Origin of the sequence: Gordonia terrae (assembly GCF_001698225.1) — a bacterium.
GTDB lineage: Bacteria > Actinomycetota > Actinomycetes > Mycobacteriales > Mycobacteriaceae > Gordonia > Gordonia terrae.
Window position 1 is genome coordinate 5,548,035 of the sequence record NZ_CP016594.1, and the last position, 23,910, is coordinate 5,571,944.

Here is a 23,910-nt window from a genome sequence, read left to right on the forward strand (position 1 = left end):
TGGGTGGGCCGCTCATACGGCTTCGTGCATCCAACTGGTGAGTTTGTCCGGGTTGACGACGAACCAGACGTCGGCGATCCGGTCGGCGACGACACGGAAGTTCACCACTCCATACAGCATGTCCTCGGAGAACAATCGGTATGCGAGACCGTCGGGGGTCGCCACCGGATCGAACCGCAGGTCCGGTTGTTTGACGAGGACCCCGAGGATGAAGCGCGCGACGTTCTGTGGCCCGAGCACGGGACGACGCGCGGCGTTGACGACACCACCACCATCGGTCCGCAACTCGACGTCGGGTGCGAGCACCTCCAGCAGTTCGATGAGGTTCCCACCGCGGCTGGCCGCCAGGAACTTCTGCACAGCCGCGTCGTGGGCGGACCTCGGCACGGCCACCGACCGCTGGGCGCGAACGTGCCGTCGCGCGGTCGATGCCAACTGACGGGTCGCGGCGGACGACCGCCCCACAATGGCAGCGACCTCGTCGAAAGGCATCGCGAAGACGTCGTGCAGCACGAAGGCCACTCGCTCCGCGGGTGTCATCGCCTCGAGCACCACGAGCAGGGCCGTGCTCACCGATTCGTCGAGGGTGACCCTCTCGGCGGGGTCCGTCAGTGGGGCGGTCCCGGCGAAGAGGTCTGCCGGGACGGGTTCCGGCAGCCACTCTCCGACGTAGCGTTCACGCCGGACTCGCGCGGAGCCGAGCAGGTCGAGGGCGACCCGGCTGCCGACTCGGGTCAACCAGGCCGCCGGATTCTCGATCTGTGCCCGCTCGTCCTCGGACATCCGATACCACCGCAGGTAGGTCTCCTGCACCACGTCCTCGGCGTCGGCGAGCGTGCCCGTCATCCGATACGCCATCGCCTGCAACCGTCGACGTTCGTCCTGCACATCGCCCAGATGTGCCGGTACCGCGTCGATCCCGTCGCTCATGACCGGATCATGCCACCTCGGCGGCCGGCTGCCTCTGCCACGACGCGCCGGCCAGGCCGGTGAGGTGGGGCTACTCACAACCGCGAGGCATCACATCCACATGCCCCACGTCGTCAGAAGTGTTGAGAACGATTCGAGGAGGGTCAGGATGAAGGCCAGGGAACATCAGTTGTCGACGTCGGTGCTCGTCATCGGTACCGGGGGTTCAGGTCTGCGGGCGGCGATCGAACTCGCGGAGAACGGCGTCGATGTGATCGCCGTCGGCAAGCGACCGCGGATGGACGCCCACACGTCCCTGGCGGCGGGCGGTATCAATGCTGCACTGGCAACGATGGACTCGGCCGACACCTGGCAGCAACACGCGGCCGACACCATCAAGGAGAGCTACTACCTGGCCGACCCGCAGACGGTGGAGATCGTCACGCGTGGCGCCGAACGCGGCATCCGGGACCTCGAGCACTACGGCATGGGGTTCGCCCGCGAGGACGACGGCCGGATCTCGCAACGGTTCTTCGGTGCACACACATACCGCCGGACCGCGTTCGCCGGCGACTACACCGGTCTGGAGATCCAGCGAGCGCTCGTCGGCCGCGCACGGCAACTCGACCTGCATATCCTGGACACGGTCTACATCACCCGAATCCTGGTCCGCGACAATGTCGTGTTCGGCGCCTACGGCTTCGACCTCGAGGACGGGACCCGCTACCTGATCCACGCCGACGCCGTGATCCTCGCAGCCGGTGGGCACACCAGGATCTGGCGGCGGACCTCGTCGCGGCGCGACGAGAACACCGGCGACGCCTTCCGGCTCGCGGTGGACGCAGGCGCGCGGATCCGTGATGCGGAACTGGTGCAGTTCCATCCGTCGGGTCTCCTCGAACCGGAGAATGCCGCGGGCACACTGGTTTCCGAAGCCGCTCGCGGTGAGGGCGGCATCCTGACAAACGCTGCGGGCGAGCGGTTCATGGCGCGGTACGACCCGGAACGAATGGAGCTCTCCACCCGAGATCGGGTCGCGTTGGCTGCCTACACCGAGATCCGTGAGGGCCGGGGAACACCGAACGATGGTGTGTGGCTGGATGTCTCACACCTGCCCCGGGAGACGATCATGACGCGCCTGCCCCGTGTCTATCAGGCGCTGCTGGAACTACAGATGCTCGACATCACCGAATCGCCGATCGAGATAGCGCCGACCGCCCACTACTCGATGGGCGGGGTGTGGGTACGCCCGGAGGACCACGGTACCGGGGTGGCCGGTCTCTACGCCCTCGGCGAGGCCGCCAGTGGTCTGCACGGAGCCAATCGGCTCGGCGGCAACTCGCTCATCGAACTCCTGGTCTACGGGCGCCTCGTCGGTCGTGCGGCAGCCGCATACTCGGCCGGGCTCGACGCGCAGCGGCGCTCACCGGAAGCGGTTGCCGAAGCCCGGTCCGAGATCGACTCGCTACTCGCCGCCGACGGGCACGAGAACGTGCGGGCACTGCAGCGGGCGATCCGCACGACCATGACAGACCACGCCGGCGTCGTACGAGACGAGACGGGGCTGCGAAAGGGACTGGCCGAACTGGACGAGATCGAGACCCGGATGGGCAACGTCGGTGTGCATCCCGACATCGCAGGCTTCGCGGATCTCGCCCACGCCTTCGACCTGAAGTCCGCGGCACTCGCCGCGCGCGCCACGGTGGAGAGCGCGATCGAACGCCGTGAAACGCGCGGCTGTCACAACCGCAGCGACTACCCGGACCTCGATCCGAGCCTCCAGGTGAACCTGGTCTGGTCGCCCAATGGGATCGTGCGCGAAGCCATCGCACCGGTTCCCCCAGAGATTGCCGACCTGATCGGCGAGGTGTCCACCGTCGGCAAACTGGTCGAGTAGCGCACCCACGGAGGAACCGGGAATCCCTGCCGGCTCACAACCGGCAGGGAACGACCCTCATCCGGTCAGGTCCCCCTCGATGTAGCGCTGGAGATTCGGCGCGATTGCCGCGACCGCCTCATCAGGGGTCATCGACGCCATCGGTTCGACGGCCCAGATGTACCGCATCATCGCGAAACCCATGATCTGCGTGGCGATCATGCCACTGCGGAGGCGACGCTCCTCGTCGTCGGCGCCCAGGCCCGACACACCCATCAGGCTTCGTTCGACGATCATCCGGAGCTTGGCCCGGGTGGACTCCTCGTGCGCGGCCGTCTGCAGCACCGCCCGAAGCACCGGTCCGATCTCCTCGTCGGCCCAGCTGTCCATCATGTAGCGCAGCAGCGTCGCCCCGAGTTCGTCGCGCGGCGCCTCCCACGTCCGGGCGACCCCCTCGAGCCACACCGCGGGCGGGTTTGTGCACGCGTCGAGCAGTCCTTCCTTGGACCCGAAGTAGTGGTAAACCAGCGCGTGATCGACGTCCGCGTCCCGCGCGACTCCACGGATCGTCGTCCCGGACCAACCGGTCGTCGCGAACGCGTTGCGGGCCGCCGCCAGGATCCGGCCCGAGAGCACCCCGCGCTCGTCCCGCGGCCCGGGTGTCGCCCGGCTTCTCGACTCCGCCTTAGCCATGAGTCTCACCATAGCGTGAAATTTCTCTTGCCCCTCGTCAGAGTTTCACCGTATGGTGAGACAATCTTCCGCAACGACCACCTCCGAGGTATCCCATGGCAGAGACAGCGCGGGACAGCGCCGGTACACCGTTCGCCGGGGCAGCCCCGCGGCCGGCCGACGCCGCGGCACCCGACCGACCGTGGCGCCGCCCGGGCGCCGGGCGCTACGCACTCACGCGGCTGCGTGGAATCGCCCGGCCGCCGGTCGAGGTCGTCGAGCCCGATGCACAGTCCCTGGTGGTCGAGCGGGATGTCGAGGTCGGCACACGAGACGGAACAGTGCTGCGGGCCAACGTCCACCGCCCCGTCGGCGATGGGCCGTTTCCGGTCGTCCTCTGCGCGCACCCGTACGGCAAGGACAATCTCCCGACGAGGAAGCGGTTCGGCAAGGGTTACACGTTGCCGTTCCAGTACCGCGCCCTCCGGCAGACCGCGCCGGTGCGCTTCTCTGCGCTGACCAGTTGGGAGTCACCGGATCCCGCGTTCTGGACCGCGCAGGGATATGCGGTGGTGAACGCGGACCTGCGTGGCTGCGGTCATTCCGACGGCGTCGGCCGCCCCTTCGCCGACCAGGAGGGCGAGGACGTCCACGACCTCATCGAATGGGCCGGCATCCAGCCGTGGAGCACCGGCCGGGTGGCGATGATGGGGGTCTCGTATCTCGCGATCACCCAGTGGAAGGCGGCGGCGACCCGGCCCCCTCATCTGGTCGCCATCGTCCCCTGGGAGGGTTTCTCTGATGCGTACCGGGATCTGTTGCGTCCCGGTGGAATTCGTGAGACGGGCTTCGTCAAGATGTGGAGCCGGGGCGTGAAGAGCAACCGCCTGGCCTACGACATCGGCGCCGAGTTCGCCGAACATCCCACCCGCGACGATTACTGGCGTTCTCTCGTACCCGACCTGGCCGCCATCGAGGTACCGGCACTGATCTGCGGAAGCTTCTCCGACAACAATCTCCACAGCCGCGGATCGATGCGCGCCTTCGAGAACATCAGCTCCACCGAACGACACCTGTACACCCACCGCAGCGGCAAATGGGCCACTTTCTACTCCGACGAGGCGCAGCGATCCCAGATCGACTTCCTGGCACGACATCTACGCGCAGATGACACGGCGCCTGCGTTGCCGACCGTCAGGCTCGAGGTCCGTGACAGCCGGGACTCGGTGGTCGAGGTCCGCGACGAGTCCCAGTGGCCACCTGCCTCGACGCAGTGGACATCGCTGCACCTCGGCCACTCCGGACTCACACCCGATGCGCCCGAGGCCGGCTCGATCTTCTTCGATCCGGCGAAGACCGGAGTGCGATTCGGAATCACGTTCGATGCCGACACCGAGATCTGCGGATCGGCAACTCTAAGCCTGTTCGTCTCCGTCGACGACGCGGACGATGTCGACCTGTACGTCGGCATCGAGAAGTGGCGCGGCGCAGAGTACGTCCCGTTCGAGGGTTCGTACGGGTTCGGCCGCGACCGAGTGACCACCGGCTGGATGCGAGCCTCCATGCGGGACCTCGACCCCGGGCTGTCGACACCCACCGCGCCTGTCCCCACCTACGAGCGGAGGCGCCCACTCGCCGCCGGTGAGGTCGTGCCGGTCGACATTCCGTTCGGCCCGTCCGCCACCCTGTTCCGCCGAGGCGAGCAACTGCGACTCGTTGTCGCGGGACGGTGGTTGTGGCCGCGAAATCCGCTGACCGGGAACGCACCCGCAGCGTACGAACGCGGATCGCGCGGACGGACCACGGTCCATTGGGGTGGCGATACGCCATCACGACTGCTGGTGCCGGTGACGGCGGTCCGGCCCGCGCACTGACACGACATGCGGCGTGAGACGTCGACCACTTTATCGGAAATCGTTCTCAACACGGCTACGCTGACAACATGGCCCGACCCAGCATCGCCGAGACCTTCAACTCGGCCAGTTCCGACTTCGATCTGGTGACGCCACTTGTCTGGGGCCCGGCCGGCGAGACGTTGGTCGCGCGGGGGCGGACCGCCCTGGGCGACCGGGTACTCGACGTCTGTTCCGGCACCGGAGCGAGCGCACTGGCCGCGGCGCGCGTGGTCGGCCCCGACGGACACGTCACAGCAGTCGATTTCGCCGCGGACCTGGTCGACCGCGGGCGGATCAGCGCCTTTGCGGCGGGACTGCGCAACATCGATTTCCGGGTCGAGGATGTGACGACCCTCGCCGGTCGAGGTGATGACATCGGTGGGTACGACGTTCTCACCTGCGGTTTCGGGGTCTTCTTCCTCCCGGACATGGACGCGGCCGTGCGCGACCTCCTGACGCTCCTGCGCCCGGGTGGGCGGATCGCGGTCGCGGTCTGGCACGACGACGCCCTCTACGACTTCACCGGGGCCTACTTCGACGAGGTTGCGCGGGTGACCAAGACGCCTCCGCCGCCCGGACCGCGCGCACCGTCGGATGGTCCGCCGCACCCGATCACGCGCATCGACACCGAGGAGAAGATCACGGCGTGGTTGGAATCCATTGGTGCCGTGGAGGCTTCAGCATCCGTTCTGGAGTTGCGCATTCCGCGCACCGACGAGTTCTCGTGGTCGATGGTCCTGGGCAGCGGGTTGAGGGGTGCGCTGACAGGTATGGACGCCGACGCCATCGCCGACGTCCGGGCCGGCTTCCTGCAGCGTTTGGTCGACGAGGGCATCACCGAAGTCGACTGCGACACGCTGATCGGGGTCGGCCGGCGCCCCGAGAACTGATCTCGACGCGCACCGTTCCTGCCGCCTGCCCCCCGCTTCCGAGCAGCGTCGGAGTCGGCTCAACCAGTAGAAAGCGACTCGGCGCAACCAGCGGGGTAGGGCCGGCTCAACTGCAGATCGTGTCACTCCGTCATGGCCGCGAGGTCCATGTAGGAGACCTCCCATGCGTGACCGTCGAGGTCGCGGAAGCTCCGCCCGTAGATCCACCCGTGGTCCTGCACCTCCTGCCACGGACTGCCACCGGTCGCCAGCGCCTTGTCCACCAGAGTGTCGACGGCTTCCCGCGACTCAGCCGAGATCGCCATCAGGACTTCGCGTTCGGTCGCAGTGTCGCTGATCCCACCGGTGATGAAGCCCTGGAACTTGTCCGGGGTCATGATCATCATGAATGACGATTCGTTGACGACCAGGCACAGCGTGGTGTCATCACAGAAATCGTTGTTGAACGCGAACCCGAGACCGGTCCAGAACTCCCGCGTGGCCGGGATGTCGGTGGCGGTGGTGTTGACGAACAGCATGCGGGACATCGGATCTCCGTTTTCGTTGGGGCCGCGCCCCGAGGTGGGACGGTCAGAACGGTAGACAGGTGCAGCGTCGAGAACTCATCGGCGACTCGACGATGGTGCGGATACGGTTTCGTCACGGGGCAGGACAAGCCTGGGGCCCTCGACGGGTCGCCGCGGATCAGGGAAAGCGGATGAGGCCGGGGACATCCGACGGCGCGGTCCACCCGTCCCGCGCGAAGTCGGCCCAGATCTGGCGCAGCCGGCTGCCGTCCGCCGCGGCCCGTTCGGCGTCGTGGCCGGCCAGGATCGGGGCGCCGGTCCAGATCTCCGGGGTCCCGAACAGCAGCGGGATGTCCACCGTGTGCCCTGAGCGCAGTGGGTGATCGGCTGCGCCCCAGTCGATGACGTACTGGGCGGCCTTTCCACCGGCCCGTCGGTGACGCCGCGCGAAGCGATCGGCGGCCGACGTGTAGATGGCGCGGGTGAGTTGCTGGACGAGGCACTCGTACAACCGGGTGCCGACCACGGGGATCGCAGGCAGCGACGACACCCCACCGATCGCGGCGGTGAAGAACGCGGCCTCGCGGCTGTTCCACCCGATGAGGAGCTCGACGTCGCGGGCGCGCTGCTCCCACACCGCGTCCACCTCGCCCTCGGGCGGCAACGGATGGTGGCCGTACTGCGGACCGAAGGACATGAACGCGGGAAGGCCGTGCTGCAGAACCGCTTTGAGACCCATCATCGATTCCTGGACGGCCAGGACCTCGTCGACGGTCGCCGACTCCGACACCTGGTGCGACGCGGCGAACATGTCCGCATGCAGCCGCTCGCGCCGGCGGGTGATGCCGAGTGGCGCACTCTGCACGATGGCGCGGTGGAACAGACCCGACACACCGTCGGCCGCCATCAGCTGTGCGATCGCGTCTCCGCCCGCCGACTCGCCGAAGACGGTGACGGCGTCGGGATCGCCGCCGAACGATGCGATGTTGCGCTGAACCCAGCGCAGGGCCTCGATCATGTCGAGCAGGCCGAGATTCGCCGGGCGACTGACACCGTCCCCGAGGAATCCGAACAACCCCAGGCGGTAGGTCACCGATACGACGATGACCCGCTGCTCGGCCACCAGCGCCGCCGGATCGTGGCACGGCGCGTCCGCGGCGCCGATGATGTACGACCCACCGTGGATCCAGACCATCACCGGAAGCACCTCGTCGGGGCGACGGTCGGCGGGCGCGGTGACCGAGACATATTGCGCATGCTCGTCGCCGACCATCTCGCCGAGTGCGGCGTCGCCGAAGGTGCTGTGGACGATTCCCTCACCGTCGCGCTGGGGACAGGCCGGCGACCACGACGTCGCGTCGATCGGCTCGTCCGCGGGCGGCTGCGCCGACGGCGCTTCGAAGCGCGCCGCGTGCGCGTAGCGGATACCGGTGGCGCGCAGGACGTCTCCGTCCACACGAGCGATGATCGTCCCCGCGGGACACTCGACGGTCGGGCTGGTCAGCGGTAGGTCAGGCACGGTGGGACTCCTCGGTGCGGCGTGGGGTCGCCTCGACCTGGTAGCGGATGAGTCGAGAACTGTTGAGCACCACCGCAACCGACGACGCGTTGTGCAACACTGCGGCCAGTACCGGGGACAGTGCGCCGCCGGCACCGACCACCAGCCCCAGCGCGTTGACGGCGATCGACATCCCGTAGTTCTGGCGGATCACCTCCACCGTGTGCGTGCCCAGATCGCGGATGTCGAGCAACTTGCGCAGATCGTCACCGGCCAGTGCGACATCCGCGGTCTCGACCGCGACGTCCGTACCCGCCAGGCCCATGGCGATGCCGATGTCCGCAGCGGCCAGTGCGGGTGCGTCGTTGACGCCGTCACCCACCACGGCGACCACGTGACCGAGCGCCTGCAGTTCACGCACGACCGCGAGTTTGTCGTCGGGCGTGACCTCGGCGGCCCACCGCTCGATGCCGAGCTCTGCCGCGATGGTCGCGGCGGTGACCGGGTGATCGCCGGTGAGCATGGCGATCTCGGTGACTCCATCGGCGCGCAGCGCGTCGAGGACCTCGCGCGCCTCGGGACGCAGCTCGTCGGACAGGCTCACCAACCCGACCAGGGTGCCGTCGACGGCGAGCAGGAGCGGGGTCTCGCTCGCATGCCGCAGTCGATCCACCCAGTCGATGGCGGCATCGGAGATGGCGACGCCGTGCCGGTCGAGAAGCGACGGGTTGCCGAGCAGGAGCACGCGCCCGTCGTCAGCGCGGGTGCGCATGCCGAGTCCGACGATGACCTCGCACTCGGCGTGCGTCGGGATCTCGATCCGACGCTCCTCCGTGGAGCGGATGACCGCTTCGGCGAGCGGATGACGCGAATGGATCTCGGAGCTGGCGGCATACGCGAGGATCTGTTCGGGCTGCCAGGCGTCGTAGAAGGACACCACGTTCGTCACGACCGGACGGCCGACGGTCAGCGTGCCCGTCTTGTCGAAGACGACCGCCGAGATCCGCCCCGAGATCTCCAGGTGCGATCCGCCCTTGATCAGGATGCCGCGGCGGGCACCGTTCCCGATGGCCCCGCTGATGGCGGTCGGGGTGGACAGTCCCACGGCACACGGGCACGCGATGAGCAGCATCGTCATCGCTCGACGGAGATCGCGCGTCGCCAGCAGGGTCAGCGCCGACAACGCGAACGACGCGGGTACGAAGCGTCGGGAGAAGTTCTCCCCGACCGTCTGGATGGGAGCGCGGTCGCGCTGTGCTTCCTCGACCCGGCTGATGATGCGACCGATCGACGTGTCGTCCCCGACGGCGTCGGCCTCGATCACGACGCGGCCGGTGAGCACCACCGAGCCCGCCTGTACGCGATCACCGACGTGCTTGGTCACCGGAAGGTTCTCGCCGGTGAGCGCCGATTGGTCGACGACCGCCTCGCCGTCGACGACCACGCCGTCGACCGCGACGGCGACCTGCTCGTGCACGATCACCGCATCGCCGACGTGAAGGGCGTCGATCGCCACCTGCACCTCGGTGCCGTCGGCGAGGCGCACCCACGCGGTGTCCTGGGTGCCGCGAAGCAGGTCGGTGATGGCGCGGCGGGTGCGGCGCAAGGTGAGGTCCTGGAGGAATTCGCCGATGTTGAGCAGCCACAGCACTGTGAGCGCGACCACGTTCTCACGAAGCAGCAGGCTCGCGATCGTGGCCGCCGAGACCAGCGCATCGGTACCGGCCCGGCCCCCGCGCAGCGACCGAAGCGCGCCCCGGAGGAACGGGTAACCAGAGAAGATCGTGACACCGGTGGCGACGGTGCGAGATGCCGGACCGAGCAGCGGCGGACGCCGGAACCCGTAGCGACGAAAACCGAGCAGGACCAGTGCCCCGGCGCCGATGCCCATGCGCAACAGGTCGGCGTTGGTGACGTCAGCCGAATGCGGTGCGCGATCGGGGACATTGGCGAAGTCTGCGTGCGTGGCCGCCGCGATCGCGTGTTCGATGGCTTCCCGGTCGGTGTCGGCTCGGAACCACACGACGACCGAGGCCGTCCGCGGGTAGGCGTGCACGGCCCGTACGCCCGCCACCCGGGCGACGCTCTCCTCGACGGCCACGGCACGCCGGTCCGCAGCGGCCCGATCGGGAATCCGCAGCCACGGGACCGTCATGCGGACCCGTCCCGCCGCCGACGACCGGACGACGATGTCGATCGGTGGCAACTCCGGCGAGTACGTCGGCGCAGACGTGCTCACGACTCAGTGATCGTGATCGTGGTCGTGCGCGACCGCGGTTCCCGGCGGGGTCGACTCCTCGCCCAGGCGTTCCTTCGCCTCGGCGACGATGTCGGCGGTGTTGAGCCGCATCGACTCGGCGACCTCTTCGGCCTTGCGGGTTCCGCGGATACCCCACGTGGTGGCGACGACTGCGCCTTCACGCAGCGGAGCGCGCCGGGCGACGCTGCGGACGGCGTCGTAGGCGACGGCGCCGACGAAACCCGTCGCGACCGTCGCGCCGGCCTTGGCGAGCAATGCATGAAGGGCCATGAGGAGTCCTCGCTATCCGATGTGCAGCGCACGTGGTTACCGGACACCACGCTACATGCGTGCACCGACGCTCGTCTGCATGAAGGAAATGGTTGCAAGACATGCACATTCACTTATCGATACGTGAGCTAAGCCCGGTTCGAGAGCCGGCCGCCAATTCGATGTGCACGCCCGACTGCCGCGTGCGCCCGTTGCTGCCGATGCCGCCATCGGCCGCGCAGTTGATTCTCGCACCTGCCGTGACCATCTCAGTGAGTATCGGAACGGAGCAAAAGACTCCGCAACCATCCGTCCGTTCCGGTGCGGACTCCGACCGCGTTCGAACGATCACCACTACTCTTGCCCTCATGACCAAGCGAACCGAACCGGACGCCGAGATCGACATCAAGCCCCGTAGTCGCGACGTCACGGACGGCTTGGAGAAGACCGCTGCCCGCGGCATGCTCCGCGCGGTGGGGATGGGCGACGACGACTGGGTGAAACCGCAGATCGGGGTCGGGTCGTCGTGGAACGAGATCACGCCGTGCAATCTGTCGCTCGACCGGCTGGCCAAGGCTGTGAAGGACGGGGTGCACGAAGGTGGCGGATACCCGCTCGAATTCGGCACCATCTCGGTCTCCGACGGCATCTCGATGGGGCACGAAGGGATGCATTTCTCGCTGGTCTCCCGCGAGGTGATCGCCGACAGCGTGGAAACCGTGATGAGCGCCGAGCGTCTCGACGGCTCGGTCCTGCTGGCCGGATGCGACAAGTCCCTGCCGGGCATGCTCATGGCCGCGGCCCGCCTCGATCTCGCGTCGGTGTTCCTCTACGCCGGGTCGACCCTGCCCGGTTACGCGACGTTGTCGGACGGGAAAGAGCGTCAGGTCACGATCATCGACGCGTTCGAGGCCGTGGGCGCGTGCTCGCGCGGACTGATGAGCCGCGAGGACGTGGACACCATCGAACGCGCCATCTGTCCGGGTGAGGGCGCGTGCGGCGGCATGTACACCGCCAACACGATGGCCAGCGCCGCCGAGGCGCTCGGGATGTCCATCCCCGGCAGCGCCGCTCCCCCGGCACCCGACAAGCGCCGCGACCAGTTCGCGCGTCAGAGCGGGATCGCCGTCGTCGAGATGCTGCGTCGCGGTATCACCGCGCGCGACATCATGACCCGCGAGGCCTTCGAGAACGCCATCGCCGTCGTGATGGCGTTCGGCGGATCGACCAACGCGGTGCTGCACCTTCTCGCCATCGCGAGCGAGGCCGAGGTCGAACTGTCGCTCGACGACTTCATCAGCGTGGGCAGCCGCGTTCCGCACCTCGCCGACGTCAAGCCCTTCGGTCGGCACGTGATGACCGATGTCGACCGCATCGGCGGTGTGCCGGTGGTGATGAAGGCGCTCCTCGACGCGGGGCTGCTGCACGGCGACTGCCTGACGGTGACCGGTTCGACGGTCGCGGAGAACCTCGCTCACATTGCGCCGCCGGATCCGGACGGCCAGGTCCTACGGGCCACGAAGTCCCCCATCCATCCCACCGGGGGCATCACCATCCTCAAGGGATCGCTGGCCCCCGAAGGTGCGGTGGTGAAGTCGGCCGGCTTCGACTCGGACGTATTCGAGGGGACGGCACGGGTTTTCGATCGGGAGCGGGCCGCGATGGACGCGCTCGAGGACGGCACGATCACCGCGGGGGACGTCGTCGTCATCCGGTACGAAGGCCCCAAGGGCGGACCGGGGATGCGTGAGATGCTCGCCATCACCGGCGCCATCAAGGGTGCGGGCCTCGGCAAGGACGTGCTGCTGATGACAGACGGCCGGTTCTCGGGCGGCACCACCGGCCTGTGTGTCGGTCACGTCGCGCCGGAGGCCGTCGACGGCGGCCCGATCGCGCTGGTCCGCGACGGTGACCGGATCCGACTCGACGTCGGTCGCGGTCTTCTCGACCTCCTCGTCGACGACGATGAATTGGCTTCACGCGCAAAGGGTTTTACACCCTTGCCACCGCGCTACACGCGTGGGGTGCTGGCGAAGTACTCGAAGCTCGTCACCTCGGCATCGCAGGGAGCGGTCTGCCGCTGACCGCGTCGTCGATCGCTGTCGGCTCGCCGGTCCGAACCCGGGTAACCCTCGGACAGGTCTGAGCCGGCACCGCGTGTTTGTGTGGTGGCCTCATGGGTATGGCTCGACGTACACCAGTTGCTCCAGAAGTGCGGCCTCTGTTGATTCGCGTCCACACGAGCTCGAGGAGTACCCGTGTACCTACACACTCAGCAACTGATCAACGAGATCGCCGTCGACGAGCCCGATCCGGCCGCCGCGAACGCCTTGCAGGAGGGGCTGGGCGGGCAGTTCGGCGAGATGCGCACGATGATGCAGTACCTGTTCCAGTCCATGAACTTCCGCGGCGATCCGGCTTCCAAGCCGTACCGGGATCTGCTTCAAGGCGTCGGGACCGAGGAGATCAGCCACGTCGAACTGATCGGCACCACCATCTCCCGCCTGCTCGACGGGTCACCGGAGTACAGCGGCAAGAAGACCGACCCGGTCGACAAGCCGGGCGCCAAGGGAGCCACTCCCCTCAAGATCGCCTTGGACACCAGCAACATCCACCATTACCTCGTCGGTGCACAGGGCGCGCTGCCGGTGGACGCCGCCGGAAATCCGTGGTCGGGGTCGTACGTGTACAACAGCGGGAACCTCGTTCTCGACCTGCTCTACAACCTGATGCTCGAATCCACCGGCCGACTGCAGAAATGTCGGATCTACGAGATGACCGACAACAAGACAGCCCGTTCCACGATCGCCTATCTGATCGTCCGTGATCAGGCGCATGAGAACGCCTTCGCGAAGGCGTTGGAGAGCCTCGGGGTCAACTGGGGCTCGATCCTGCCGATCCCGAAGACCAACGCCGAACGGTTCCCCGAGGTCAAGAAGCTGGTCGACCAGGGATTGCAGAGTGTGCAGTTCACTTTCAGTGCCGACGATCAGAGCGACGCGGCGAAGCTGTACCGGGGCGCCTCCCCCAGCGGCGACGGGACCGAACTGAGCACCGCGATCATGCCCGAGGGATTCCCCATGACCATCGCGCCGGAACGACGCGAAGAGTTCGCACCCGGACTGGACAAAGATCTTCTGGCGCTGATCCAAGCGACCGCTGAGGTCGAGATCGCGGCCGCCGACGACCCCGGCAAGATGTAGCCATGTCAGGTTGCGATTTGTCCCGGTTTCCGGGACAAATCGCAACGGGATCCCGGGCGAGTGCCGACGAATACTCCTACAGTCTCACCATGGCCAAAGACCGAGGCGCCCCGAAGCCGGGTTCCGGCACCCGTTCCCCGCTGTCCAAGGTGTCGCTGCCGCAATGGATAGCGCTCGGGCTGACGATCCTGGCCGTGGTCTTCATCCTCCAGAACCGGACCACCGTGCGCATCGAGTTGTTCTGGGTGAGCGTCGAGTCCCCGCTGTGGTTCATCCTGGCCGTGGTCTTCGTCGTGGGCTGGATCGTGGGAGTGCTCGCCGCCCGCGGCCGCTACCGTCAGCGCCGAACGCACTGAGCACACTGAGGCGTCGTCGAGGTGCTCGTGTCTACGACGACCGGCCGGCCGGCAAGGCCTTTCGCGGGGTGAGGTGGCCGAGCAGCCAGTCGTAGATCGCGTCGCTGTTCAACAAGGTGAAATGGTGTGCGCCGCCGATGTGGAAGCCCTCCTGGAACTTCAGCCCACGACGGGCTCGCGTGTGCTGGCCGCGGCCGCTTGGCGCGAGTACCAGACCGTCACCGAGCAGGCGGCCCAACGGATTGTCGGGGTCGCGGGTGATCGTCGCCGTGACGAAGAGATGCCGAGCGCCGTCGAGCAGCGGGACGTCGGCCCCCGGCGGTTGCGACCACGCGTCCGGGTCGTGACCGATCCAGTCGTCGTCGGTCAGGCTGCCGTGGAACAGGTCTCGCACGCCCGCGCTGCGCCGCCGCAGCAGTGACCCGATCGGACGCGTGACCGGCGTCCGGCGCAGGGCGTTGGTGGCCAGATGGACGCCACGGGCCAGGGGTGCGCCGAGATGCGGGGTGCCCAGGCACACCGTCTCCGACACCAGGCCCGTCCAGTAATCACCGCGCTGATCGGCTGTGTGACAAGCACTTCGGACGACGAGCCCACCCATCGAGTGGCCGATGAGGGTCAACCGCGTCACCGGGGTCGGCCAGAGCAGCACGAGGCCGTCGAGCAGATCGGCGAGCGTGCGGCCGTTCTCGCTGATATGACGCCCGGTGTTGTAGCGGACCTGGACCTCGGTGGCGCCGAGGTCGCCGGTCAGTCGCTCACCGTACGTCGGTTGGTCGCCGAGCGCCCATGCGAACTCGGATTCCATCAGTCCGTGCAGGAACACGACGACGTGCCCACCCGCATCGGGGAAACCGTCGCGCAGCGACTCTGCGTCGAGTGCCACCGGGCGACCGCCGACGCGGATCGACATGTCGGTGGTCAGAGGTGAGCCCGCGGTCTCCAGCTCGTCGCCGATGAGTCCGTTGAGGATGCCGAGCAGCACTGCACCGCGGTGGGTCTGCGACGGTGCGCGACCCTCAGACCACGGCGCGTATTCGGCCGCCGACCGACCGGCGTCGAGCGCCGCGGCAATCGAGTTGTAGGCGCCCTCACTGATGGCGTCGTGCACCATGCGCGCCGAATCGACCGAGCTTCCCAACACCGGCCGGAGCATCCGGAAGACACCACCGGCGATGACACGGTGCATCGATCCGACTCCGCGCGCCGCAGCGCCGGCTTCGTAGAGCCCGAGGTCGGTGAGCGCCCGCAGCTCGGCCTCACGCGTGGTCGTGGCGGTCATGCCCCGAGTGTACAGATGTGCACTGAATTCGTGGTGCGATCGCAAAGCGCACCCCTCCAGCCGGCGCTGCCCGATCGGGTTGCGGTTCGCCCGGCTATCGGGCCCACACCGCAACTCCGATCTCAGGCTGGACGGCGTCGGGCCCGGAACACCACGTCATGCGTGTGGTGACCGCCTCCTGCCGCCCGCCCACGCTCCCGCGTCTCATCGGTCACGACCTCCCAGTCCTCTCCGAGCAGATCCGCGAAGTCGCCGGGCTGCACGTAGGCGTCGGGGTCGAAGCCGTGCGCCCGGACGCCCTCGGGGGCGTGCGCGACCACCAGCAGGGACCCGCCGGGTCCGACGGCCTCGACCATTCGGCGAGCGGCGTCGATGTTCTCCTTCGGGATCGGGAAGTAGTGCGCCGTCACGAGACCGACGTCGGCGGCGGGCACGTCATCGGCGATCACGTCGGCACGCAGCCAGGTGATCGACGGTCGCGGGTCGATCTCGCGGGCCCGGTCGACCGCGACCTGTGAGATGTCGAGGGCAGTGACCTGCCATCCACGGTCGGCCAGCCATCGGGCGTCGGCACCCTCGCCCGACCCGACGTCGAGTGCGGTGCCCGGGTCGAGGTCGGACACCTCGGCGACGAGCGCGGGGTTGACGTCGGACGTCCAGAGCCGATCCGCGCCGCGGTAGCGCGCATCCCAACCCTCGGCAGATCCCGGATCGTGGGGCTTCGCGGGCTGGGTCACGGTGTCGGGGCTGCTGTCGTCGGTGGCCATGCCCTCGACTGTGGCATGCGAGATCGCGGGTCGCCAGAACGGTTGCCGATGCGGCAAGAATCGACCCGGGGTCCGGGTCGACCCGGGTCTCCCGTCACGTCCGTCGACGAACCTGCCGACAGCGGGCAGACTGGTCGACATGGCCTTCCCCATTCGCATCGGTGTCCAACTCCAGCCCCAGCACGCACCCGAGTACTCGCTGATCCGTGACGCGGTCCGCCGCGCCGAGGACACGGGTGTCGACGTCGCGTTCAACTGGGATCACTTCTATCCGCTGTACGGCGCCCCGGAGGGCGAACACTTCGAGTGTTGGACGATGCTCGGCGCGTGGGCAGAGCAGACCTCCCGCGTGGAGATCGGCGCGCTCGTGACCTGCAACTCCTACCGCAATCCGGAGTTGCTCGCCGACATGGCCCGCACGGTCGACCACATCAGTGGCGGCCGCCTGATCCTGGGCGTCGGAGCCGGCTGGTTCGAGAAGGACTACGACGAGTACGGATACGACTTCGGCACCGTCGGGTCCCGTCTTAACGATTTCGGCGCGGCGCTGCCGAGGATCAAATCGCGTCTGGCCAAGCTCAATCCGGCTCCCACCCGCGACATCCCGATCCTGATCGGCGGCAGCGGCGAGAAGAAGACCCTGCGCTACATCGCCGAGCACGGCGACGTCTGGCACGGTTTCAACGACGTCGAGCAGTACCGGCACAAGGCCAAGGTGCTGGCCGACCACTGCGCCGCCGTGGGGCGCAACCCCGAGACCATCGAACGGTCCTCGGGTGTCCAGTTCGACGGGGACACCGACGCACTCCTGCGCGACGCGGACGCGCTCGCCGACGAGGGCGTCACCTTGCTGACCGTCGGCGTCACCGGCCCCGACTACGACCTCACCGCACTCGAGGCGCTCTGCCGCTGGCGCGACTCGCGGAACTGACCCGCGTAGCGTGCGGCGTCGACGACACCGCACGTCCGCACGGCTAGGTTTGTGATCATGCATCGAGTGCCGGCACTTCGGGAACTGCTGACACGCGTGGCCTCGGCGGCCGCGCTGGTGGGATTGCTGGGCTTGATCGTGGCCCTGGCATCACCCGGCGCGGCGTCGGCCGAACCGCCGACCCGGCTGCCCACCTACGTCGTCGACTCCGCCGACGCGATCACACCGGAACAGCGCACCGAGCTCGAGGCTGCGATCGACGCGCTCTACAACGACCACGCGGTCCAGATGTGGATCGTGTATGTCCGCGACTTCGACGGCCTCACCAGCGAACAGTGGGCCGATCAGACCGCCGTCGCCAGTGAGTTGGGTGATCACGACGCCCTGCTCGCCGTCGCGACCGAGGACCGGGCGTACCGGTTGTTCGCCCCCGACAGCGTCGGCGGCCTGGATCAGTCCACGCTCGAAGAGGTGGCCAACGACGACGTCGTCCCGCAGCTGCGCGACGGCAACTGGGCGGGTGCCGGGCTCGCGGCGGTCAACGGGCTGTCCGGAGCGCTCGAGCCGAGCCACACCGGCGTGATCGCGGCCGGGGTCGTCGGCGGGGTGATCGTGCTCGGCGGCAGCGGCGCCTACCTCTACTCACGACGACGGAGGCAACGTCGGATCTCCGAAGGCGTCGAGACCCTGCGTGAGCAGGAACTGACCGTGGACCAGTTGGCCGCCCAGCCCGTCGAGGTGCTCGACCCGTGGTCACGCGAAGTGCTCACCGACCTGGACAACGCGATCCGGACCAGCAAGGAAGAGCTACAGCTTGCGGTGGGCGAGTTCGGGGAGGTCGAGACCGCGCCGTTCACGGACACCGTACGACGGGCCGAGGAGGCTCTGGCCCGGGCGTTCGCATTGCGGCAACGGCTCGACGACAACGTCCCCGAGACCGACGACGAGCGCCGCTCGATCCTGGTGCAGATCATCACCACGAGCACCGAGATCGACGGCGTGCTCGACGATCAGGTCGAGAACTTCGACGCGATGCGCAATCTGCTCATCAACGCGGACACGAGGTTCGATTCGATCACCCAGCAGTTGATCGGCCTCCGCGCCCGGCTGGAATCGGCGTCCCAGCAGCTCACCGACCTCATCGGCAAGCACGGCGAAGCCACACTGACCTCCGTTCTCGACAATGTCGATCTCGCCCGGTCCCAGATCGACTTCGCCGAGGCCACCGCGGACCAGGGCCGCGCCGCGATCGCCGCGCCGGTGGGTCAGCAGGGCCCGGCGGTTGCCGCGATCCGATCGGCGGAGGGTTCGATCGAGCAGGCGACCGTGCTCCTCGACGCCATCGACCACGCGGATGCCAACATCGCCGCCGCCCGCTCCCGGATGCCTGCGCTCATCGCCGAGGTCGAGGAGGAGCTCGCCGAGGCGGACGCCCTGGCGGAGGCCGGTGGACCGTCACTGGTGAGCGCGATCGAGACCGCGCGCACGGCGGTTGCCGGCGCGCGCGGCAACTTCGACGCCGACCCCCTGGGCACCTTCACCGCGCTGGTCGACGCCGACGCCGACCTCGACGACGCGCTCGCGGCCGCTCGCGATGCCGCTGCCGAACGCATCCGCCGCGCGCAGGTCCTCACGGCCGCACTCGAGTCGGCCGGCGCGAAGGTGACCGCGGCCGCGGATTTCATCGGCACCCGCCGCGGGGCCATCCAGTCCACCGCTCGCACCCGGTTCGCCGAAGCGCAACGCCTCCTCCAGTCCGCCACGGACCTTGCTGCCACCGATCCACCCGCGGCGACGGAGACGGCGCGTCGTGCCGGTTCGCTCGCCGATCAGGCCTTGATGGCCGCCCAGGGTGACGTGGTCAGCTGGCAACAGTCGCAGCAGCGGCACCCGACCGGCACGTCCACCGCCGGCGCGGTCCTCGGCGGCATCCTCGTCGACAGTTTCCTGCGCGGCACGATCGGCGGTCGCGGAGGGGGATTCGGAGGGGGATTCGGCGGCGGCTTCGGGGGAGGCGGCTTCGGCAGCGGTGGCCGCAGTCCGGGATCGTTCGGCGGCTCCGGGTCCTCGGGCCGGATCGGCACCGGCGGTCGCTTCTAGAGTCGAACGCGATGTTCCACGTGGAACCATCAGGGGTGTTGGGTTGCCGTTCACAATCGGGTAGCCATCGGTTCGCTTCGCCCTCCTAACGTGCTTCTCGTCGTGCGCCGGCCCCATGGCGCGACCATGCTTTCAGAGGAGCCCGTGTGCGTATTCCGTTGCAGCTGTTCATGTCCACCGGTGAGGATGCCGGGCGCTCGTCTCGCGCCTACGTGACCTGCCGCTACAAGTGCGGCGACGCCTGCCGGCACGATCCGGGCAACTCGAGCGATAACACCTACTTCCGGGACGTCGTCCGGACAGCGGTGTCGCGTCGCAGCGTCCTGAAGACCTCGGCCGGCGCCGCCGTGGCCGTCGGCGCAACGTCCCTCCTCGCGGCGTGCGGGGACTCCGGTTCGTCCGACCCGGCGTCGTCGAGCGGCACCCCGTCCGGAGATGCACTACCCGGCATGAAGTTCGATGCCGTGGCGCCGAACACCGAGGACGCCGTGGTGATCCCGGACGGATATCGTCAGGAGGTCGTCATCAGGTGGGGCGACCCGGTTCTGCCCGGCGCACCCGAGTTCGACTTCGCCAACCAGACCCCGGAGGCGCAGGCCGGGCAGTTCGGGTTCAACAACGACTTCGCGGGGCTCATCCCGGTGGACGGGGTCGCCGACCATCACTACCTGGTCGCCAACCTCGAGTATCCGACCGAACCGTTCATGTTCACCGGGTACATCGACGGCGAACCCACCGAGCAGCAGGCCAGGATCGCGATGGCGTCGGTCGGCATCGCGATCGTCGAGGTCACCTCGCAATCCGGGAGTGGTGCACTCAAACCCGTTGTGGGTCCGCGTAACCGGCGGCTCACCGCGTCCAGCCCGTTCCGCCTGACGGGTCCTGCCGCGGGCAGCGAGTTCGTCAAGACCGCAGCCGACCCGGCCGGGACGACCGTCCTGGGGACCTTCGCGAACTGCTCCGGCGGACTGACCCCGTGGGGCACCATGCTCTCCGGCGAGGAGAATTTCAACAACTACTTCGCCAACCCGAGCACGATCACCGAACCCAAGGCGGCGGAGCGACTCGAACGCTACTCCTTCGAGGACGACGGGGACGAGCACCACTGGGGACGGTTCGACAAGCGCTTCGACCTGGCTGTCGAGCCGAACGAGGGCAATCGCTTCGGCTACATCGTCGAGGTCGACCCGCATGATCCGAATGCCGTTCCGGTCAAGCACAGTTCGATGGGCCGGTTCAAGCACGAGTCGGCGAACATCTACGTGGTCGGCAGCGGCCCGGACAAGGGCACCGTCGTCGCGTACAGCGGTGACGACGAGCGGTTCGAGTACATCTACAAGTTCGTGTCGAGCCGGAAGATGAAGTCCGGACTGTCGAAGACGGCACGCGAGCACAACATGGGGATCCTCGACGAGGGCACGCTCTACGTCGCCACGTTCACCGGGGATTCCTCCGAAACCGTGGACGGTTCCGGAAACCTGCCGGCCTCAGGGAAATTCGGTGGCAAGGGTTCGTGGAAGCCGTTGCTGACGGTCAACGCCGACGGCTCGGCGCGCTCCTACATCGCCGGGATGACGCCCGCCGAGGTGGCGGTGTTCACCAGGCAGGCCGCGGACACGGTCGGTGCGACCAAGATGGACCGCCCGGAGGACATCGAGCCGAATCCCAAGACCGGCAAGGTGTACTGCGCACTGACCAACAACGATGACCGCGGCACCGACGGGAAAGCTGTTGCCGACGCCGCGAACCCGCGCAACGAGAACAAGAACGGCCAGGTTCTCGAGATGACCGACGACCACACCGGCACCGAGTTCACCTGGGAACTCTTGCTGGTCTGTGGCGACCCCGCTGCCGCCGACACCTACTACGGCGGGTTCGACAAGACCAAGGTCAGTCCGATCTCCTGCCCGGACAACGTCGCCTTCGACCCGCATGGAAACCTGTGGATCTCGACCGACGGCAACGCGCTCGAGAGCAATGACGGGCTGTTCGCAGTTGCGCTCGACGGTGATCGGCGCGGCGAGACCAAGCAGTTCCTGACCGTGCCCAAGGGCGGCGAGACCTGCGGTCCGATCATCGACAGCAATCGGATCCTGATCGCCGTTCAGCACCCGGGCGAGCTCGACGACCACTCCGCCGACAACCCGGCGTCGCACTGGCCCGATGGCGGTGACTCCCAGCCGCGACCCGCCGTCGTCGCCGTGTGGCGGGACGGTGGCGCCGAGATCGGCGTCTGATCACGGCTTCCCGATCGCGGCGCCCCTGAACTCTCCATCCGGGTGAGTTCGGGGGCGCCGTCGTCTGCCGGGATCGCTCGACCGCTCACCTTCATCGACACGGCCCGACCCGACGCGCCGTGAGTTCGTGACAGTCGTCAAGTTTTTTCTTGACGACTGTCAAGCTTTCGACTTAGTGTGGCGTGCAACACAGATCGCATCGACTGTGTCTCGCTTCTCCGCCGACGCCCACGGCTCGCGGCGGTTCTCACTGGAGGTGTCAACGATGACGAGTTATGACCTGACCGGACGGACCGCACTGGTCACCGGCGGCGCGCAGGGTCTCGGGGCCGGAATGGCCGAAGCACTTGCCGCTGCGGGTGCCTCCGTCGCGATCGGCGACGTGAACGTCGACGGCGGTCGGCAGACCGTCGAATCCCTACGCGCGCAGGGTGCGAAAGCCGAATTCGTCGCTCTCGACGTCACCGACGACTCGGCCTGGGAGGCGGCGGTGGCGTCGACCGTCGAGGCCCTGGGAGGTCTCGACATCGTCGTGAACAACGCCGGCATCGAGGTGACGAACCTCCTGGTCGACCTCGATGCCGGCGAGGCGTCGAAGATGCTGGACGTCAACGTGTTGGGCACGGCCCTCGGCATCAAGCACGCGTTCCGCGCCATGCGTCCCGGCGGTCTCGCGGGCAAGGGCGGCGCAGTCGTGAACATCGCATCCGTCGCTGCGACAATCGCTTTCCCGGGGATCAGCGTCTACTCCGCGACGAAATCGGGGATCGATCGCCTCACCCGCGTCGCGGCCGCGGAGTCGGGCAAGCTGGGGTACGGCGTCCGCGTCAACTCGATCTATCCCGCGCTCACCCCGACCGCGATGGGCAACAAGCTCGCCGTCGAGACCGCGGCCCTGGGACTGTTCGAGTCGCCGGAGGCGGCTGCACAGGCGGTCGCCGAGCTGACTCCCCTGGGCCGGCTCGGCCAGGTCGACGACATGGCCGACGCCGTGGTCTTCCTCGTCTCCGACGCCGCGAAGTTCATCACCGGCGCCGGCCTGCCGGTCGACGGCGGGATGGGGATGTAGCAAGCTCATCGAACCCCGCACGTCACAACGCTTTCCACGAACATCCGAACCAAAACCGTTTCCAGACACGAGGAGTCCCACCATGCCCACTGACAAGCGCGTCGTCGTCTACGGAGCGTCCGGTTACACCGGTCGGCTGATCTGCGAATATCTGCGCGAGTACAACATCCCGTTCCTGGCGGCGGGTCGCGACCACGCCCGGCTGACGAGCGCGGTCGAGGCGGTGCCCGGCATCGACACCGTCGCCTACGACATCGTCGAGGTCGAGCACACGGTCGAGGCACTCACCGAGGCGTTCCGCGGCGCCGACGTCGTACTGAACACGGTCGGACCGTTCGCCCGCTACGGTCACGAGGTCGTCCAGGCCTGTCTGGAGATCGGGGCCCATTACACCGACACCAACGGTGAGCAGAACTGGATGATCGACGCCGAGGCCCGGTACGGTGCCGAATTCGCCTCGCGCGAACTGGTGTTGACCCCCGGCCTGGCACAGATGTACTCGATCGGCGAGATCGCGGCGAACATCTGCCTGGAGAACCCGGGACTGGACACCCTCGACATCCAGGTGTTCTGGAAGGGCCACCCGACGGTCGCGTCGACCAACACGATCCTCACGAATGCCGCGTTCGCGAAGGCGTACTACCTTGAGGAGAACGAGTACGTCGAGTGGCCCGCGGACGAAGGTCTGTACACCGTGAGCGTGCCCGGCCAGCACGATCTCGGGCTCGCGCTGCCCTGGGGCGGAACGTCACACCCGGTGTGGTTCAAGAACGATCCGCGCGTGGCCACCGCCAAGGCGCTCGGTGGCGTGTTCAATCGTCCACTGATGCAGGGCGTTCCGGTCCTCGTTGCGGCTGCGCTCGAACAGATGGAGGGCAAGTCCGAGGAGGAGAAGTATCGCATCATCGACGAGCAGTCGGCCGCCATCCGCAGCGAGATGCCGCCGCGGGAGAATCCGCGCCTGAACACCTCGCTCGACTCGGTGTACGCGTCGGGGCCTCTGGGTCGGGCGCACTGTGTGATCCACGGCAACTCCAACTACAAGCAGACTGCGCTCCTCAACGCGCATGCCGCCAACGAACTGCTGCAGGCACGTCCCCGCCGCGTCGGCTTCGTGTCCAGCTGCCAGGCCTTCGGGCACCGCGAATTGCTCGGTACACTGCGGTCTTTCGGTCTGGTGCTGGACCCGATCGTCTCCGTTCACCGCTGA

The 23,910-nt window shown here is 67.8% G+C and carries 19 protein-coding genes; 11 read left to right on the forward strand and 8 right to left on the reverse strand.

The window, feature by feature from the left end:
* Window positions 1-12 precede the first annotated feature (12 nt).
* The gene (sigJ, locus tag BCM27_RS24595; protein WP_004021107.1) at window positions 13-930 is read right to left on the reverse strand and encodes an RNA polymerase sigma factor SigJ; all 918 of its coding nucleotides are present in this window, start codon (window positions 928-930) and stop codon (window positions 13-15) included.
* 148 nt (window positions 931-1,078) lie between these two features.
* On the opposite strand from sigJ, the gene BCM27_RS24600 reads away from it, so the two are divergent.
* Window positions 1,079-2,806, forward strand: coding sequence for an FAD-binding protein (locus BCM27_RS24600; protein WP_004021106.1), 1,728 nt, complete (start codon window positions 1,079-1,081; stop codon window positions 2,804-2,806).
* A gap of 57 nt (window positions 2,807-2,863) precedes the next feature.
* On the opposite strand, the gene BCM27_RS24605 is transcribed toward BCM27_RS24600, so the two are convergent.
* Window positions 2,864-3,478, reverse strand: coding sequence for a TetR/AcrR family transcriptional regulator (locus BCM27_RS24605; protein WP_101823213.1), 615 nt, complete (start codon window positions 3,476-3,478; stop codon window positions 2,864-2,866).
* Between the two features lie 95 nt (window positions 3,479-3,573).
* Here BCM27_RS24605 and BCM27_RS24610 point away from each other — a divergent pair, with 95 nt between their 5' ends.
* Both BCM27_RS24610 and BCM27_RS24615 read left to right on the forward strand, forming a co-directional pair.
* The gene (locus tag BCM27_RS24610; RefSeq protein ID WP_004021104.1) at window positions 3,574-5,331 is read left to right on the forward strand and encodes a CocE/NonD family hydrolase; all 1,758 of its coding nucleotides are present in this window, start codon (window positions 3,574-3,576) and stop codon (window positions 5,329-5,331) included.
* 68 nt (window positions 5,332-5,399) lie between these two features.
* A complete protein-coding gene (locus tag BCM27_RS24615) occupies window positions 5,400-6,242 on the forward strand; it encodes a class I SAM-dependent methyltransferase (RefSeq protein ID WP_004021103.1) in 843 nt (280 codons plus the stop codon).
* Window positions 6,243-6,364: 122 nt separating this feature from the next.
* On the opposite strand, the gene BCM27_RS24620 is transcribed toward BCM27_RS24615, so the two are convergent.
* From BCM27_RS24620 to BCM27_RS24635, 4 genes are all read right to left on the reverse strand, one after another.
* Entirely contained in the window at window positions 6,365-6,769 is a 405-nt protein-coding gene (locus BCM27_RS24620; protein ID WP_004021102.1) for a VOC family protein, read from the reverse strand.
* A 157-nt stretch (window positions 6,770-6,926) separates the two neighbouring features.
* Entirely contained in the window at window positions 6,927-8,267 is a 1,341-nt protein-coding gene (locus tag BCM27_RS24625; protein WP_004021101.1) for a carboxylesterase family protein, read from the reverse strand.
* Window positions 8,260-10,401, reverse strand: a complete 2,142-nt coding sequence (locus tag BCM27_RS24630) for a heavy metal translocating P-type ATPase (protein WP_051987076.1) — start codon at window positions 10,399-10,401, stop codon at window positions 8,260-8,262. Before BCM27_RS24630 ends, BCM27_RS24625 begins: the two co-directional genes overlap by 8 nt.
* A gap of 87 nt (window positions 10,402-10,488) precedes the next feature.
* Window positions 10,489-10,776 (reverse strand): DUF1490 family protein, encoded by a 288-nt coding sequence (locus BCM27_RS24635; protein ID WP_004021099.1) that lies wholly within the window; start codon window positions 10,774-10,776, stop codon window positions 10,489-10,491.
* A gap of 347 nt (window positions 10,777-11,123) precedes the next feature.
* Here BCM27_RS24635 and ilvD point away from each other — a divergent pair, with 347 nt between their 5' ends.
* The 3 genes from ilvD to BCM27_RS24650 all read left to right on the forward strand — a co-directional run bounded on the left by ilvD (window position 11,124) and on the right by BCM27_RS24650 (window position 14,314).
* The gene (gene ilvD, locus BCM27_RS24640) at window positions 11,124-12,839 is read left to right on the forward strand and encodes a dihydroxy-acid dehydratase (RefSeq protein ID WP_033204179.1); all 1,716 of its coding nucleotides are present in this window, start codon (window positions 11,124-11,126) and stop codon (window positions 12,837-12,839) included.
* Between the two features lie 174 nt (window positions 12,840-13,013).
* A complete protein-coding gene (locus BCM27_RS24645) occupies window positions 13,014-13,958 on the forward strand; it encodes a manganese catalase family protein (protein WP_004021097.1) in 945 nt (314 codons plus the stop codon).
* Window positions 13,959-14,047: 89 nt separating this feature from the next.
* On the forward strand, window positions 14,048-14,314 hold the full coding sequence (locus BCM27_RS24650; RefSeq protein ID WP_033204181.1) for a lipopolysaccharide assembly protein LapA domain-containing protein: 267 nt from the start codon (window positions 14,048-14,050) through the stop codon (window positions 14,312-14,314).
* 31 nt (window positions 14,315-14,345) lie between these two features.
* Here BCM27_RS24650 and BCM27_RS24655 read toward each other — a convergent pair whose 3' ends face one another.
* The gene (locus BCM27_RS24655; RefSeq protein ID WP_033204183.1) at window positions 14,346-15,596 is read right to left on the reverse strand and encodes an esterase/lipase family protein; all 1,251 of its coding nucleotides are present in this window, start codon (window positions 15,594-15,596) and stop codon (window positions 14,346-14,348) included.
* A gap of 122 nt (window positions 15,597-15,718) precedes the next feature.
* Window positions 15,719-16,363, reverse strand: coding sequence for a class I SAM-dependent methyltransferase (locus BCM27_RS24660; RefSeq protein ID WP_004021094.1), 645 nt, complete (start codon window positions 16,361-16,363; stop codon window positions 15,719-15,721).
* Window positions 16,364-16,502: 139 nt separating this feature from the next.
* On the opposite strand from BCM27_RS24660, the gene BCM27_RS24665 reads away from it, so the two are divergent.
* The 5 genes from BCM27_RS24665 (at window position 16,503) to BCM27_RS24685 (ending at window position 23,910) form a co-directional block, all read left to right on the forward strand.
* Window positions 16,503-17,294 carry an LLM class F420-dependent oxidoreductase gene (locus BCM27_RS24665; RefSeq protein WP_004021093.1) on the forward strand — a complete coding sequence of 264 codons (792 nt, stop codon included), beginning with the start codon at window positions 16,503-16,505 and terminating at the stop codon, window positions 17,292-17,294.
* A gap of 57 nt (window positions 17,295-17,351) precedes the next feature.
* Entirely contained in the window at window positions 17,352-19,394 is a 2,043-nt protein-coding gene (locus BCM27_RS24670) for a TPM domain-containing protein (protein ID WP_004021092.1), read from the forward strand.
* 146 nt (window positions 19,395-19,540) lie between these two features.
* Window positions 19,541-21,631, forward strand: coding sequence for a PhoX family protein (locus tag BCM27_RS24675; protein WP_004021091.1), 2,091 nt, complete (start codon window positions 19,541-19,543; stop codon window positions 21,629-21,631).
* Between the two features lie 265 nt (window positions 21,632-21,896).
* Window positions 21,897-22,700: an SDR family NAD(P)-dependent oxidoreductase gene (locus BCM27_RS24680; protein WP_004021090.1), complete on the forward strand. Its 804-nt coding sequence runs from the start codon at window positions 21,897-21,899 to the stop codon at window positions 22,698-22,700.
* 82 nt (window positions 22,701-22,782) lie between these two features.
* Window positions 22,783-23,910, forward strand: coding sequence for a DUF5938 domain-containing protein (locus BCM27_RS24685; RefSeq protein WP_004021089.1), 1,128 nt, complete (start codon window positions 22,783-22,785; stop codon window positions 23,908-23,910).

Coding starts and splice junctions, on each gene's coding strand:
- BCM27_RS24630 (WP_051987076.1), bottom strand. CDS start 10,401: ATGACGGTCCCGTGGCTGCGGATTCCCGATCGGGCCGCTGCGGACCGG.
- BCM27_RS24680 (WP_004021090.1), top strand. CDS start 21,897: ATGACGAGTTATGACCTGACCGGACGGACCGCACTGGTCACCGGCGGC.
- ilvD (WP_033204179.1), top strand. CDS start 11,124: ATGACCAAGCGAACCGAACCGGACGCCGAGATCGACATCAAGCCCCGT.
- BCM27_RS24610 (WP_004021104.1), top strand. CDS start 3,574: ATGGCAGAGACAGCGCGGGACAGCGCCGGTACACCGTTCGCCGGGGCA.
- BCM27_RS24685 (WP_004021089.1), top strand. CDS start 22,783: ATGCCCACTGACAAGCGCGTCGTCGTCTACGGAGCGTCCGGTTACACC.
- BCM27_RS24665 (WP_004021093.1), top strand. CDS start 16,503: ATGGCCTTCCCCATTCGCATCGGTGTCCAACTCCAGCCCCAGCACGCA.
- BCM27_RS24600 (WP_004021106.1), top strand. CDS start 1,079: ATGAAGGCCAGGGAACATCAGTTGTCGACGTCGGTGCTCGTCATCGGT.
- BCM27_RS24670 (WP_004021092.1), top strand. CDS start 17,352: ATGCATCGAGTGCCGGCACTTCGGGAACTGCTGACACGCGTGGCCTCG.
- BCM27_RS24635 (WP_004021099.1), bottom strand. CDS start 10,776: ATGGCCCTTCATGCATTGCTCGCCAAGGCCGGCGCGACGGTCGCGACG.
- BCM27_RS24615 (WP_004021103.1), top strand. CDS start 5,400: ATGGCCCGACCCAGCATCGCCGAGACCTTCAACTCGGCCAGTTCCGAC.
- BCM27_RS24605 (WP_101823213.1), bottom strand. CDS start 3,478: ATGGCTAAGGCGGAGTCGAGAAGCCGGGCGACACCCGGGCCGCGGGAC.
- sigJ (WP_004021107.1), bottom strand. CDS start 930: ATGAGCGACGGGATCGACGCGGTACCGGCACATCTGGGCGATGTGCAG.
- BCM27_RS24660 (WP_004021094.1), bottom strand. CDS start 16,363: ATGGCCACCGACGACAGCAGCCCCGACACCGTGACCCAGCCCGCGAAG.
- BCM27_RS24620 (WP_004021102.1), bottom strand. CDS start 6,769: ATGTCCCGCATGCTGTTCGTCAACACCACCGCCACCGACATCCCGGCC.
- BCM27_RS24655 (WP_033204183.1), bottom strand. CDS start 15,596: ATGACCGCCACGACCACGCGTGAGGCCGAGCTGCGGGCGCTCACCGAC.
- BCM27_RS24650 (WP_033204181.1), top strand. CDS start 14,048: ATGGCCAAAGACCGAGGCGCCCCGAAGCCGGGTTCCGGCACCCGTTCC.